The organism is Paenalcaligenes suwonensis (assembly GCF_011290505.1).
Classification (GTDB): Bacteria; Pseudomonadota; Gammaproteobacteria; order Burkholderiales; family Burkholderiaceae_B; genus Paenalcaligenes; species Paenalcaligenes suwonensis.
The window spans coordinates 214,148-228,470 of the sequence record NZ_JAANPV010000002.1; the positions used below are offsets into that span (position 1 = coordinate 214,148).

Below are 14,323 nucleotides of genomic sequence, written 5' to 3' on the forward strand. Positions count from 1 at the left end.
ACGGTATCTATCATAACTAAAACTATCGTTTACACATAGAACCAACAAAAGGAGATCACTATGGCCAGAATGCGTGCCGTTGACGCCGCCGCCGCCGTTCTGCGTGCAGAAGGCATCAGTACAGTCTTTGGCGTACCAGGCGCCGCCATCAATCCGTTTTATTCCGCAATGAAGAAAAACGGTGGCTTCGAGCACATTCTGGCTCGACACGTGGAAGGTGCTTCTCACATGGCTGAGGGCTACACACGTGCAGCTCCTGGAAATATTGGTGTATGTATTGGTACGTCTGGCCCAGCCGGTACCGACATGATTACAGGCCTGTACTCTGCTTCTGCAGACTCCATTCCTATGCTGTGCATTACAGGCCAAGCCCCACGTGCTCGTCTGTACAAAGAAGACTTCCAAGCAGTAGACATTGAGTCTATCGCTAAGCCAGTCACCAAATGGGCCGTAACGGTGCGCGAACCTGCATTGGTTCCTTTCGTGTTCCAACAGGCCTTTCACATCATGCGCTCTGGTCGCCCTGGCCCCGTGCTGATCGACCTGCCTATTGATGTACAGTTGGCTGAAATCGAATTCGACATCGACACGTACCAGCCACTAGAGGTGTACAAACCCGCCGCTACACGCGCTCAGGCCGAAAAAGCCATGGATATGCTGAACAGCTCTGATCGTCCATTGATCGTAGCAGGTGGCGGCATCATCAACGCTAACGCTAGCGACAAACTGCAAGAGTTTGCTGAGCTCACTGGTATTCCTGTTGTGCCAACCCTGATGGGCTGGGGCACTATTGCAGACGATCACCCATTGATGGCGGGTATGGCTGGCCTGCAAACCTCACACCGCTACGGTAACGCTACCGTATTGGCATCCGACTTTGTGATTGGTATTGGTAACCGTTGGGCTAACCGTCACACAGGCTCGGTTGAGGAATACACCAAAGGTCGTCGCTTCATTCACATTGATATTGAACCTACGCAGATTGGCCGTGTATTTGGCCCTGACTTCGGTATTGTGTCGGACGCTGGCGCAGCACTGGAACAATTGCTGGCTGTAGCCAAAGAAATGAAAGCGGCAGGCAAGCTAAAAGACCGTTCAGCATGGGCTGGCGAGTGCCAAGAACGCAAAGCCACCATGCAACGTAAAACACACTTTGATGCGGTGCCTATGAAACCGCAACGTGTGTACGAAGAAATGAACCACGCTTTTGGCCGCGACACTCGTTACGTCACCACCATTGGTTTGTCGCAAATTGCGGCAGCGCAGTTCTTGCACGTGTACGAGCCACGTCACTGGATCAACTGCGGTCAAGCAGGCCCATTGGGTTGGACTATCCCTGCTGCTCTGGGTACGGTTGCCGCATTGCCCGGTAAAGAAGTGGTGGCTATTTCTGGTGACTACGACTTCCAATTCATGATCGAAGAATTGGCGGTGGGTGCGCAATTCGGCCTACCCTATATTCACGTACTGGTGAACAACGCCTACTTGGGCTTGATCCGACAAGCACAACGCGGCTTTGACATGGACTACTGCGTACAGTTGGCCTTCGATAACATCAACGCCCCCGAAACCGAGGGGTATGGTGTGGATCACGTGGCGGTAGCAGAAGGTCTGGGTGTGAAAGCCATCCGCGTACGTAAACCAGAAGACATTCAAGCCGCGTTTGCACAAGCTCGCGCTTGGATGAAAGAGTTCAAAGTACCTGTGGTCATTGAACTGATCTTGGAACGTGTCACCAACATCGCTATGGGCACCGAGCTGCATAACGTTAACGAATTTGAGGCGTTGGCCGAGACTTCTGCTGACGCTCCTACAGCCATTCTGCCCATTCAATAATACTGTTTTACATTGGAGACCCTCATGCCAAAATTTGCTGCCAACCTGACTATGCTTTTTAACGAAGTGGACTTTTTAGACCGCTTCAAAGCAGCCGCTCAGGCAGGCTTCAACGCCGTGGAATATTTATTCCCCTACGATTTTGATAAGCAACAGCTGGCAGACTTGTTGAAACAACATGGCTTGACGCAAGTTCTGCATAACCTGCCCGCAGGTAACTGGGCGACTGGTGAACGTGGTATTGCGTGCTTACCTGATCGTGTAGACGAGTTCAAAGAGGGCGTAGCCCGTGCAATTGAGTACGCAACAGCACTGAACTGCAAACAAGTGAACTGCTTGGCGGGTTTAGTACCAGCAGGTCTGGACAAAGCTGTAGCCCACAAAACCTTTGTGGAAAACCTGCGCTACGCCGCTGCAGAGCTGAAAGCCGCCAATATTCGTTTATTGATTGAGCCTATTAACAGCTTTGACATGCCCGGCTTCTTCCTGAACTACACCGCACAAGCAGCGGCCATTCTGGACGAAGTGGGCTCAGACAACTTGTTCATTCAGTACGACATCTACCACGCACAGCGCATGGAAGGTGAGCTGGCGAACACCATCAAAGCACACCAGTCCCGCATTGCCCACATTCAGTTGGCCGACAACCCTGGCCGTAATGAACCCGGCACAGGGGAAATCAATTACCCCTGGTTGTTCCGTTACTTGGATCAAATTGGCTACGACGGCTGGATAGGCTGCGAATACAAACCTGCCGGCGTCACCGCCGACGGTTTGGGCTGGATCACTGCTCTGACGAAGTAAGCGCACGACATACAAGAATTTTTAAGGAGAACACTATGGCCAAGATTGGTTTTATTGGTTTAGGCATCATGGGCACACCCATGGCATTGAATCTGATTAAAGGTGGACACGAGCTGTATACCTACACTCGTGGCACTACCCCCGACAGCATTCCAGCAGCTGGTGCTACGGTATGCGCTAACGCTACCGAAGTGGCTCAGAAAGCAGATGTCATCATCACAATGGTGCCAGATACTCCGCACGTAGAAGATGTGCTGTTTGGTGAGAATGGTGTTGCTGCCGGCCTAAGCAAAGGCAAAGTTGTGGTGGACATGAGCTCCATCTCTCCCGTTGCTACCAAAGAGTTTGCTAAACGTATTACCGAACTGGGCGCTGAGTACTTAGACGCACCTGTGTCCGGTGGCGAAGTAGGCGCTAAAGCCGCATCCCTAACCATCATGGTGGGCGGTAAAGAGGCGACTTTCGATCAGGTAAAACCACTGTTTGACCTAATGGGTAAAAACATCACGCTGGTAGGTGGTTACGGTGATGGTCAAATCACCAAAGTAGCCAACCAAATCATCGTGGCCCTGAACATCGAAGCCGTAGGTGAAGCCTTGCTATTGGCTGCTAAAGCCGGTGCCAACCCTGCCAAAGTCCGCGAAGCACTGATGGGCGGTTTTGCTAACTCTCGCGTACTAGAAGTACACGGTGAGCGTATGGTGAAACGTACCTTTGACCCTGGCTTCCGTATTGAACTGCACCAAAAAGACCTGAACTTGGCTCTGACTACTGCACGACAGTTGGGTGTATCGCTGCCAAATACAGCGTCGGCACAAGAGCTGTTCAACACCTGCTCAGCACATGGTGGTAGCGCGTGGGACCACTCCGCACTCGTACGTGCACTGGAGATCATGGCAAACTACGAAATCGGCCAATAATCCCCTACTAGCTGTTTGAAAAAGGTGGGTATAGCACCCGCCTTTTTCATCCCTGCTTAACTCGGATTTATGGTCCTTTTCTACTTGTCATATACCTAGCACTAACAAGGAACAAGCCACATGACCACCACCCCACGCCAACTACTAGAGAATATGTTTAATGCTGCGGTTCGAGCTGCATTGCCCGACGCCTGCATTCCACCATTTCTCCCCGCTGCGCCTAAAGGCCGAACCATTGTGATTGGCGCCGGCAAAGCGTCAGCAGAAATGGCCAGAGCCCTAGAGCAACACTGGGTAGGTAAACTGGAAGGTGTAGTAGTCACACGTTATGGTTATGCCGTTCCTTGCGAGCATATTCGTATTCTGGAAGCCGCTCACCCTGTTCCCGACGCCGCTGGCCTAGAGGCCTCTAAAACGTTGCTGGAAACCGTAAGTGGCTTAACCGAAGACGATCTGGTGATTTGTTTGATTTCGGGCGGTGGCTCATCGTTACTCCCCTTGCCCGGCCCCGGCATTTCGCTAGAAGACAAACAACAAATCAACCGTGAGTTGCTGCGCTCTGGCGCCAACATCACCGAGATGAATTGCGTGCGTCGCCATCTGTCCCAAATTAAAGGTGGACGTTTGGCCGCTGCATGCTACCCCGCCAAAGTCGTGAATCTGCTGATCTCAGACGTGCCCGGCGATAACCCTATTGATATCGCGTCTGGCCCCACTGTGCCTGACCCTACTACCTGCGAAGAAGCACTAGAAATCGTGCGTCGCTATGGCATAAAGCTGCCTGAAGGCGCGCGCCGCTACTTGGAGTCTGGTGAAGGAGAAAGCATTAAAGCTGATGATCCTCGACTGGCCAGAGTCACTACCCATTTAATCGCCACCCCTCAGCTAGCTCTGCAAGCCGCTGCCAACGTCGCCAAAGAAGCAGGCATCACCCCTGTATTGCTGGGTGACAGCATAGAAGGCGAAGCCCGTGATGTAGGTAAAGTCATGGCCGGCATTGCACTAAGTGTACGTGCGCACAACCAACCGGTTGCCGCTCCTTGCGTCTTACTGTCTGGCGGAGAAACCACCGTCACAATCAAAGGTAATGGCCGAGGTGGGCGTAATGTGGAGTTTTTACTTTCTACCGCTATTGCTCTAAATGGAGCCGAACAGGTCTACGCCCTAGCTGGTGACACCGACGGCGTGGATGGACAAGAGGAAATTGCAGGCGCAGTCTGCACCCCTGATACACTAGCACGAGCTTGGAATCTCAAAATACGTCCTCGCGATAGCTTGGACAACAACGATGGGCATGGTTTTTTTGAAGCGCTAGGCGATTCAGTGATTACCGGGCCCACCCTGACTAACGTCAACGATTTCCGAGCCATACTAATTCTTTAACTTTGCTAAGAGAGTATCTGTCCATGAAAACTGTTCAACAACTGACACTGGATGACCTGAAACGTATTGCTCAGGCCGCTGAACAAAAAGCCCAAGAAAACCAGTGGAAAGTCAGTATCGCTATTTGTGATGCTGGTGGTCACCTACTTTGGCTGCAACGCCTTGATGGCGCGCCTGTAATGAGCGCCACCATTGCTCCCGATAAAGCCCGCGCCAGTGCATTGAGTGGCAAACCCACCAAAGCATTGGAAGATATGGTCAACGGCGGTCGTGTTGCTGCATTGGCTATGCCTATCAAACCACTAGAAGGTGCCGAACCCATCATTGTTGATGGCAACGTCATTGGTGCAGTAGGTGTATCCGGTGTAGCGGCGGCTGACGATGCCCGTATCGCTCTTGCAGGCGTAAACGCCCTGTAATTTTCATCAAAGGATCCATCATGAGACGTCAAAGACGTGCACGCATTCTCGCTACACTAGGGCCAGCCAGTTCTACACCGGAAAAAATCCGTGAACTGTTTGAAGCTGGTGCGGATGTTTTCCGCTTAAATTTCAGCCACGGTACCCATGAAGATCACGCAGCCCGACTGCGTATCATCCGTGAACTAGAAATGAACAGCGGTCGCACTATTGGCGTCCTGATGGATCTACAAGGCCCCAAACTCCGTGTTGGTGCCATGGCAGGTGGCAAAGTACTGCTAGAGAAAGGCCAGAAATTCCGCCTTGATCTGGATACTAGCGAGGGCGACAGCACTCGTGCTTGCCTGCCACACCCTGAAATTTTTGCTGCACTGGAAAACGGTACCGACCTGCTGCTAGACGATGGCAAACTGCGTTTGCGTGTGGATAGCTTTGGCCCAGACTTTGCGGAAACCACTGTCATGGTGGGCGGCCCCTTGTCTGACCGTAAAGGGGTGAACGTACCCGGTGTGGTATTGCCTATTTCCCCACTGACCGAAAAAGACCTTAAAGATCTGGAGTTCGGTTTGTCATTAGGGGTAGATTGGGTAGCGCTGTCGTTTGTACAGCGCCCAAGTGATATTGAAGAAGCCCGCAAACTGATTGGTAACCGTGCCTGGATTATGTCCAAGCTGGAAAAACCTGCAGCACTGGATCACTTAGACGAAATCATCCGCCTAAGCGATGGCGTGATGGTCGCACGTGGTGACTTGGGCGTAGAGGTGCCACCACAATCCGTACCTGTACTGCAGCGCCGTATTGTGAAAAAAGCCCGTGCCCATGGTCGTCCAGTAGTGGTCGCCACGCAGATGTTGGAATCCATGATTACTTCGCCTGTGCCTACTCGTGCCGAAGCCTCTGACGTCGCCACCGCGATTTACTCTGGTGCCGATGCCGTGATGCTGTCTGCTGAATCGGCTTCTGGCCAATTCCCCCTGGCAGCAGTAGAGATCATGGACAACATCATTCAGGAAGTGGAGCACGACCCTGAATGGCGTAAAGGTTTGGATGACAACCACAGCAACCCTGACCAAAACACACCAGATGCCATCTGTTGTGCGCTGCGTCGTGTCACAGACATTTTGTCGCCAGCCACTACCATTGCCTACACCACCAGTGGCTTTAGTGCATTGCGTGCCAGCCGTGAGCGCCCTCATGCGGCCATCATGGCCTTAACACCCAGTCTGCACACCGCTCGTCGCTTGGCCTTGGCATGGGGTGTACACCCCGTACCGTTTGAACATGTATCCGATGTGTCTCAAATGGTGCACCACGCCACACGCATAGCCCAACGCTATGAGTTTGCCAAAGTGGGCGATACCGTGGTGATTATTGCTGGCCTACCCTTTGGGCATAGTGGCAGCACGAACTTACTGCACGTGGCGACTATTACTGATTAAATCAGCAACATAGCCAATAGAAACGGGGGCTGAATCATCAGCCCCCGTTTTTTGCATAAAAAAAAGCCCGAGATCTGTAGATCTCGGGCAAATCCACCAAAGGAGGAGGGTGGAGGAGACAACCGGGGCATGTAGGGCTACTAAGGATTAACCTGAGCCTAGAACGTTAGGGTTTTTACTCTTGCGTTCTGTTCTACATCCATTTGTTATTAGTGTATACCCTAGTTTTGTGCATTGCAAGAACAACGCGCATTTTCCACCACACTGTAGTAAAAATGCGGCACTGCAACATACGCCTAAACGTAGTATGCCGTACCGGTCATTACCTTAGACATACACCGCATCGCGAAGCGTATAGGCCCCGGCAATGCTACAGCCCCATTAGCTTCTGCGCTCATACGATGCCCTGCTTCATCTTTAAGCATTTGCTCGAGAATTGGGCGGCTGCGGTTATCCTCAGCGGGAAGTTGCTGTAAATGACTGTCTAAATGTTGCTCAACTTGGCGCTCGGTTTCGGCCATAAAGCCTAAGTTGTAAGGTGCCCCTGCTTTACTTGCGATCACACCTAGCCCAAACGATGCTACATACCAAAAAGGATTAAAAATGCTGGGCCTATTATTCAGTTCTTTTAAACGCTCATCACACCACACTAAGTGATCCACCTCTTCTACTGCAGCTTCACGCAATAATTGGCGTAATGACTCTTGCTCGCTTAACAACGCTTGCCCACGATACAACGCTTGCGCGCACACCTCGCCTACATGATTCACCCGCATCAAGCCTGCCACATGACGTGTTTGCTGCGCATCTAACGTACCGTCCGAGTCGGTTCTTTTACCGGCTGGATTAGGGCGTGACGCTTGTGCTGAGCGACTTAATACCGACAAGGCTGCATTGCACTCAGTGATCAAGCTGTCGAAAAAAGTATTTTGTCGGCGCAACGGTGTATGCGTAGGTTGCACAGAGTGGTGTGGCGCCAACGCCTGATCCGTATTTACAAGCTTTTCTGTCATATCTATATATTCCCTAAACGCATTACGCGAATAGCAATAATCTTACCACTGCCCTGCTATGCTGCTTTGCATAACCCCCACGCCTACCGCCTATTTTCTGTGGCTACTTACTGCCAGCACCCACCCTGACGGGTAGCGTGTGAAACGGTACAATAACCAGCCGGCAGGCAACACAGCCAGAGCCAGACGACTTTCGGAGATTTCACACATGGAATGCACAATCAACTGGGGTGGCCCAGAAGGCATGCTTTTTGTTGCTACTACAGGTAGCGGACACGTAACAGCCATGGATGGCGCTCCCGAAGGTGGTGGTCATAACTTGGCTCCTAGACCCATGGAAATGCTGCTAGCAGGCACTGGTGGCTGTGCTGCCTATGATGTGGTCTTAATTCTGAAACGTGGTCGCCATGATATTCAAGGCTGCCAAGTCAAACTGGAAGCCGAACGCGCCAGCACCGACCCCAAAGTATTTGAACGCATTCATTTCACCTTTATCGTCAGCGGTAAAGGCTTGACCGAAGCAGCAGTAGAACGTGCTGTAAAACTTTCTCACGAGAAATACTGCTCCGCATCGGCGATGTTGGCTAAAACAGCAGAGATCACCCACTCCTTTGAGATTCTCGAAGTCTAATCGCTATGGTCACTAATCAATACGAACAACTGATGCGCCATGTGTACGAGCATGGCACCGAGAAAGCTGACCGCACAGGCACAGGTACCCGTTCGGTGTTTGGCCACCAGATGCGTTTTGATCTGCAACAGGGCTTCCCGATGATCACCACCAAGAAACTGCACACACGCAGTATCTTCATCGAACTGCTGTGGTTCTTGCGTGGCGACTCTAACATTGCTTGGCTCAAAGAAAACAACGTCAGCATTTGGGATGAATGGGCCGATGCAGAGGGTAATTTAGGCCCTGTGTACGGTGTGCAGTGGCGCTCTTGGCCTACGCCCGATGGCGGTCATGTAGACCAGATCAGCCAAGTGATAGACCAAATTCGCAACAACCCCGATTCTCGCCGTCTGATTGTGTCGGCATGGAACGTAGCAGAAATTTCTAACATGGCCCTGCCTCCGTGCCATGCTTTCTTCCAGTTTTATGTCGCCGATGGCAAACTCTCTTGCCAGTTGTACCAGCGCAGTGCTGATATTTTCTTGGGTGTACCCTTTAATATCGCCAGCTATGCCCTACTCACACACATGGTGGCGCAACAATGCGATCTAGAGGTGGGCGACTTCATCTGGACAGGCGGTGACTGCCACTTATACAGCAACCACTACGAGCAAGTAGAACTGCAACTGTCACGCGAACCTCGCGCCTATCCAAAACTGAATATCAAACGCAAACCAGCGTCTATTTTTGATTACCAACTGGATGACTTCGAAATCGTCGATTACGACCCACATCCACACATTAAGGCACCCGTAGCCGTATGAGTTCTGTACGCCCCCACATCCGCATGGTGGTTGCCTATGCTCGCAACCGCAGCATAGGTATGGACAACCAGTTGCCATGGCGACTACCTGCCGATTTGGCTCACTTTAAGAAGCTCACCCTAGGCCTGCCCATCATCATGGGTAGAAAAACATGGGAAAGCTTAGGACGCCCCTTGCCTGGCCGCCCTAATTTAGTGATTAGCCGTAACGCCGACTATATGGCGGAAGGCGCTACCGTTTACGACAGCCTAAGCGCTGCACTAGCCGCCTGCCAAGATACCGAAGACTGCTGCATTATTGGTGGTGAACAGATCTTCACCCAAGGTCTGGAAGTCGCTGATGACATCTACGCCACCGAAGTACAGGCCGAGGTAGCTGGCGACACTTTCTTCCCCGAGCTTGATACCACCCAATGGCAAGAAGTCTCGCGCAGCGCCCAGCCAGAAGAAAACGGCTATAGCTACGATTTTGTGCACTACACACGCAAACGTTAAGTACGCGCTGTTAGCCATAAAAAAATCCCTACCACGCTTTTGTAGTAGGGATTTTTTGCAGGCCGCTCTAGCAATAAGAACTTAATTCTCGTCTTTCACCGCATCGTATTCGTCGGCGTTCAGCAAGCTTTGCACATCGGCGATATTGTCTGGACGCAGTTTGAAGATCCAGCTTTGGTAGGGATCCGTGTTCAACAACTCCGGCTGATCCGACAAGGTGCTGTTGAACTCCACCACCTCACCCGCTACAGGCGCGTAGATATCAGACGCCGCTTTCACAGACTCCACCACCCCAGCCGTTTCACCCGCTGCCAAGGTTTTACCTGTCGCGAAGTCACCCACGAACACCAAGTCACCCAGTTGTTCTTGAGCGTGATCGGTAATACCTACTAGCAATAGGCCGTTATCTTCCAGTACCCATTCGTGGGTAGGTGCATACTTGCGATCTCCAGGCAGATTCATGCTGTTCCTTTTTCTCGATATAGTGTTTATGTGTGGTTGCTATGCCATCATGCGGCAGGCTGCAATGCTCGCCCACAGGCCACTCCCGATGCCCAAGCCCACTGAAAATTATAGCCGCCCAGCCAACCTGTGACATCCACGGCTTCGCCAATAAAATACAACCCAGGTACCGAACGCACCTGCAGACTGCGTTGATCCAGCATTGCGGTATCCACACCGCCTCGCATGACTTCCGCCTTTTTATAACCGGCTGTGCCAGAAGGCGCTAGCTCCCAACGGTGTATAGAGGCTGCTAATTGCTTCAGTACCTTATCTGGCACATCGGCCACACGTTGCTGCAACAAACCCGCTGGCAGCGTTGGGTTTGCCGGCAGCCAGTGCTCTACTAAACGTTTAGGCCAATACTGCCCTAACAAATTCCCTACCTGCTGTTTACCGCCAGACTTCGCGTCTAACAACAGTTTCTCCATGTTCACATCAGGCGCTAAATCAATCGCCAAAGCTTCACCGGGGTCCCAATAGCTGGAGATTTGCAAAATACCCGGGCCCGATAACCCCCTGTGGGTAAAGAGCAGGTCTTCATCAAACTTCATACGGGGTTTAGCTACAGCCGGCACGCTTAATCGCACCGGAGCCGATAACCCGCTTAGCGCGGCAAAAGGCTGCCATTCGCCACCATCAAATTGCAATGGTACCAGCGCTGGCCTAGGCTCTATGACCTTCAGATCAAACTGGCGCGCTAACTTCAGTGCGAAGTCAGTAGCGCCTAACTGGGGAATCGCCATACCGCCCGTTGCAATCACCACCTGTCTGGCAGTAATAGTGCCTTGATTAGAGCGTATGGAAAAATCATCTCCCTGCTTAGCGATAGACTCTACAGCGCACGGCATACGCCACGAAACATGGCCTTTCTCGCACTCTTGGCGCAACATCTGAATAATGTCTTCTGCCGAGTCATCACAGAACAGTTGGCCCTTATGCTTTTCGTGCCACGCAATGCCATAGTCTTTAAGCAACCGCAGAAAATCCTGTGGCGTATAGCCAGATAAAGCAGATCTACAGAAATGCGGATTCTTAGAAATATAGTTAGCTGGTGTAGTGCCCACGTTGGTGAAATTACAGCGCCCACCACCGGAGATACGGATTTTTTCACCCAGCTTGGTGGCGTGGTCAATTAAGACCACACGCAACCCTCGCTGACCAGCCACACTGGCCGCCATCATACCGGCAGCACCGGCACCGATGACGGCTACATCATAGACAAGAGCAGCCATTAATACTCGCGAATACAATCCACGTAATAACGGGAATTGCCGTCCGCATCCGTATCTTGAGCCAACCCGTGTACGTAGGTTTCAAAGCCAGGGAACTGGGCATTGAACTCACGTGCGAACTTCAAGTAATCCACAATCATGCGGTTAAAGCGTTCGCCAGGAATCAACAGTGGAATACCGGGTGGGTACGGTGTTAACAACACACCGGTCACACGACCTTCCAACTCGTCAATGCCTACACGTTCTACTTCGCGGTGTGCCATTTTGGCGTAAGCGTCAGAGGGTTTCATTGCTGGAACCATATCGCTTAGGTACACCTCGGTAGTCAAACGCGCCAAGTCGTACTTGCGATACACCTCATGGATGCGCTGACACAAATCACGCAAACCAAAGCGTTCGTACTGTGGGTGCTCTTTGCAGAAATCAGGCAAAATGCGCCACAACGGCTGGTTGCGATCGTAGTCATCTTTAAACTGCTGCAACGCTGTCAACAACGTGTTCCAACGGCCTTTGGTAATACCGATAGTGAACAAGATGAAGAAGGAGTACAAACCGGTTTTTTCCACTACCACGCCGTGTTCGGCCAAGTATTTGGAGACCAGCGCAGCAGGAATACCGGTATCGGCAAACGTACCAGAAATATCCAAGCCAGGGGTTACCACCGTCGCTTTGATGGGATCCAGCATGTTGAAGCCATCGGCCAAATCACCAAAACCGTGCCACTCGTCGTCAGACGCCAGCAACCAGTCTTCGCGTGTACCAATGTCTTCGCTTACCAGATGATCGGGGCCCCACACTTTGAACCACCACTCATCGTCACCGTACTCGGCATCCACTTTGCGCATGGCACGGCGGAAATCCAACGCTTCTTTAATACTTTCTTCTACCAACGCAGTACCGCCCGGAGGCTCCATCATGGCAGCCGCCACATCACATGAGGCAATAATGGCGTACTGAGGCGATGTAGAAGTGTGCATCAGGTACGCTTCGTTAAATACATTGCGATCCAATGGACGGTCTTCGGCATCTTGCACGGTAATTTGCGACGCTTGCGACAAACCAGCCAACAGTTTGTGCGTAGAGTGTGTCGCGTAAATCATGGTGTCTTTACTGCGTGGACGACCTGGGCCAATCGCGTGCATGTCCCTATAGAACTCGTGGAAGGCCGCGTGCGGCAACCACGCTTCGTCAAAGTGCAGCGTATCCAGCGTAGAGCCCAAGGTTTCTTTAATCATCTCCACGTTGTAGATCACACCGTCGTAGGTACTTTGCGTCAATGTCAAAATACGTGGGCGTTTATCCGCAACGAGGCTGGCAAACGGGTTGGCCTCAATTTTTCGTTGGATGCTATCAGGGTGGAACTCTTCCAGAGGAATAGGACCAATAATCCCTAAGTGGTTGCGCGTTGGGCGCAAGAACACAGGGATAGCACCCGTCATGGTGATCGCATGCAAAATGGATTTATGGCAGTTACGGTCTACCACCACGATGTCATTGTTAGCCACGTTCGCGTGCCACACAATTTTGTTCGAGGTAGAAGTACCGTTAGTCACGAAGAAGCAGTGGTCAGCGTGGAAAATACGCGCCGCATTACGTTCTGCCTCTGCCACGGGACCAGTGTGATCCAACAACTGACCTAATTCGTCCACCGCGTTACACACGTCGGCACGCAGCATGTTTTCACCAAAGAATTGGTGAAACATTTGGCCTACAGGGCTTTTCAAAAACGCCACACCACCGGAGTGACCGGGGCAGTGCCAGGAGTACGAACCATCAGAGGCGTACTTCACCAGCTCGCGGAAAAACGGAGGGGCCAAACTATCCAGGTACGCACGTGCCTCACGAATGATGTGGCGCGCCACGAACTCTGGCGTATCTTCAAACATATGGATGAAACCGTGTAGCTCGCGCAGGATATCGTTAGGGATATGCTGCGACGTACGTGTTTCACCGTACAAATAAATAGGGATATCTTCATTGCGGAAGCGCAATTCGCCAATGAATTCCCGTAAATTCTGAATGACTGCTGCGACGTCTTCCCGCGAGTCCACACTGAACTCTTCGTCATCAATGGACAGAATAAATGCGCTAGCACGACTCTGCTGCTGCGCAAAAGAACTAAGGTCACCATAACTGGTGACCCCTAACACTTCCACCCCTTCGGCCTCTATGGCATCGGCTAATGCTCGGATGCCCAGGCCGGAGGCGTTCTCGGAACGATAATCTTCGTCAATGATGACGATAGGAAAACGAAATTTCATGCCACAGCTCCTAAGTGCGAGGCAGGGTTACACCACGCTGACCCTGGTATTTACCACCACGGTCTTTGTACGACACTTCACAAATTTGATCGCCACCAACAAAAAGCATCTGTGCACAACCTTCACCCGCATAAATTTTGGCAGGTAATGGGGTTGTGTTCGAAAACTCTAAAGTGACGTGACCTTCCCACTCTGGTTCCAGTGGTGTGACGTTCACGATAATACCGCAACGTGCATACGTACTTTTACCCAAACAGATGGTCAATACATCACGAGGAATACGGAAATATTCCACGGTACGAGCCAATGCAAAAGAGTTCGGCGGAATAATGCACACATCACCCACGAAATCCACAAACGAACCCTCGTCGAAATTCTTAGGGTCCACGATAGTGGAGTTAATGTTGGTGAATATCTTGAACTCATTGGCACAACGCACATCGTAACCATAGCTACTGGTACCGTAGCTTACGATTTTTTCGCCATTTACTGCACGCACCTGGCCTGCTTCATACGGCTCAATCATGCCATGTTGTTCAGCTTGTTCACGAATCCAACGATCACTTTTAATACTCATATTT

14 protein-coding genes are annotated in these 14,323 nt (G+C 51.6%); 9 read left to right on the forward strand and 5 right to left on the reverse strand.

The features are described 5' to 3' along the window. Positions 1-60 precede the first annotated feature (60 nt). The 6 genes from gcl to pyk all read left to right on the forward strand — a co-directional run bounded on the left by gcl (position 61) and on the right by pyk (position 6,801). Positions 61-1,836 (forward strand): glyoxylate carboligase, encoded by a 1,776-nt coding sequence (gcl, locus tag GY634_RS04215; RefSeq protein WP_166407336.1) that lies wholly within the window; start codon positions 61-63, stop codon positions 1,834-1,836. Positions 1,837-1,860: 24 nt separating this feature from the next. Beyond that, positions 1,861-2,640 (forward strand): hydroxypyruvate isomerase, encoded by a 780-nt coding sequence (gene hyi / locus GY634_RS04220; protein WP_166407337.1) that lies wholly within the window; start codon positions 1,861-1,863, stop codon positions 2,638-2,640. A 35-nt stretch (positions 2,641-2,675) separates the two neighbouring features. Further along, the gene (glxR, locus tag GY634_RS04225; protein WP_166407338.1) at positions 2,676-3,560 is read left to right on the forward strand and encodes a 2-hydroxy-3-oxopropionate reductase; all 885 of its coding nucleotides are present in this window, start codon (positions 2,676-2,678) and stop codon (positions 3,558-3,560) included. A gap of 120 nt (positions 3,561-3,680) precedes the next feature. Beyond that, positions 3,681-4,943: a glycerate kinase type-2 family protein gene (locus GY634_RS04230; RefSeq protein WP_166407339.1), complete on the forward strand. Its 1,263-nt coding sequence runs from the start codon at positions 3,681-3,683 to the stop codon at positions 4,941-4,943. A gap of 23 nt (positions 4,944-4,966) precedes the next feature. Continuing rightward, positions 4,967-5,362: a GlcG/HbpS family heme-binding protein gene (locus tag GY634_RS04235; protein WP_135865005.1), complete on the forward strand. Its 396-nt coding sequence runs from the start codon at positions 4,967-4,969 to the stop codon at positions 5,360-5,362. 20 nt (positions 5,363-5,382) lie between these two features. Continuing rightward, a complete protein-coding gene (pyk, locus tag GY634_RS04240) occupies positions 5,383-6,801 on the forward strand; it encodes a pyruvate kinase (protein ID WP_166407340.1) in 1,419 nt (472 codons plus the stop codon). A 296-nt stretch (positions 6,802-7,097) separates the two neighbouring features. On the opposite strand, the gene coq7 is transcribed toward pyk, so the two are convergent. Then, the gene (gene coq7 / locus GY634_RS04245) at positions 7,098-7,814 is read right to left on the reverse strand and encodes a 2-polyprenyl-3-methyl-6-methoxy-1,4-benzoquinone monooxygenase (RefSeq protein ID WP_166407341.1); all 717 of its coding nucleotides are present in this window, start codon (positions 7,812-7,814) and stop codon (positions 7,098-7,100) included. A gap of 208 nt (positions 7,815-8,022) precedes the next feature. On the opposite strand from coq7, the gene GY634_RS04250 reads away from it, so the two are divergent. The 3 genes from GY634_RS04250 to GY634_RS04260 are packed head-to-tail and all read left to right on the forward strand — an operon-like array spanning position 8,023 to position 9,745. After that, the gene (locus tag GY634_RS04250) at positions 8,023-8,445 is read left to right on the forward strand and encodes an OsmC family protein (RefSeq protein ID WP_166407342.1); all 423 of its coding nucleotides are present in this window, start codon (positions 8,023-8,025) and stop codon (positions 8,443-8,445) included. Between the two features lie 5 nt (positions 8,446-8,450). Then, positions 8,451-9,251: a thymidylate synthase gene (locus GY634_RS04255; protein WP_166407343.1), complete on the forward strand. Its 801-nt coding sequence runs from the start codon at positions 8,451-8,453 to the stop codon at positions 9,249-9,251. Next, positions 9,248-9,745 (forward strand): dihydrofolate reductase, encoded by a 498-nt coding sequence (locus GY634_RS04260; protein ID WP_166407344.1) that lies wholly within the window; start codon positions 9,248-9,250, stop codon positions 9,743-9,745. Before GY634_RS04255 ends, GY634_RS04260 begins: the two co-directional genes overlap by 4 nt. Before the next feature lie 81 nt (positions 9,746-9,826). Here the strand turns inward: GY634_RS04260 and gcvH are convergent, their stop codons facing one another. Genes gcvH through dcd form a run of 4 tightly spaced genes read right to left on the reverse strand, consistent with a single transcriptional unit; the run spans position 9,827 to position 14,319 of the window. After that, positions 9,827-10,207 (reverse strand): glycine cleavage system protein GcvH, encoded by a 381-nt coding sequence (gene gcvH, locus GY634_RS04265; RefSeq protein ID WP_166407345.1) that lies wholly within the window; start codon positions 10,205-10,207, stop codon positions 9,827-9,829. Positions 10,208-10,254: 47 nt separating this feature from the next. Further along, a complete protein-coding gene (locus GY634_RS04270) occupies positions 10,255-11,481 on the reverse strand; it encodes a BaiN/RdsA family NAD(P)/FAD-dependent oxidoreductase (RefSeq protein WP_166407346.1) in 1,227 nt (408 codons plus the stop codon). Beyond that, the gene (locus tag GY634_RS04275) at positions 11,481-13,742 is read right to left on the reverse strand and encodes an arginine/lysine/ornithine decarboxylase (protein ID WP_166407347.1); all 2,262 of its coding nucleotides are present in this window, start codon (positions 13,740-13,742) and stop codon (positions 11,481-11,483) included. The genes GY634_RS04270 and GY634_RS04275 overlap by 1 nt, the downstream gene beginning before the upstream one ends. A 10-nt stretch (positions 13,743-13,752) precedes the next feature. Continuing rightward, the gene (gene dcd / locus GY634_RS04280; protein WP_166407348.1) at positions 13,753-14,319 is read right to left on the reverse strand and encodes a dCTP deaminase; all 567 of its coding nucleotides are present in this window, start codon (positions 14,317-14,319) and stop codon (positions 13,753-13,755) included. Positions 14,320-14,323 lie beyond the last annotated feature (4 nt).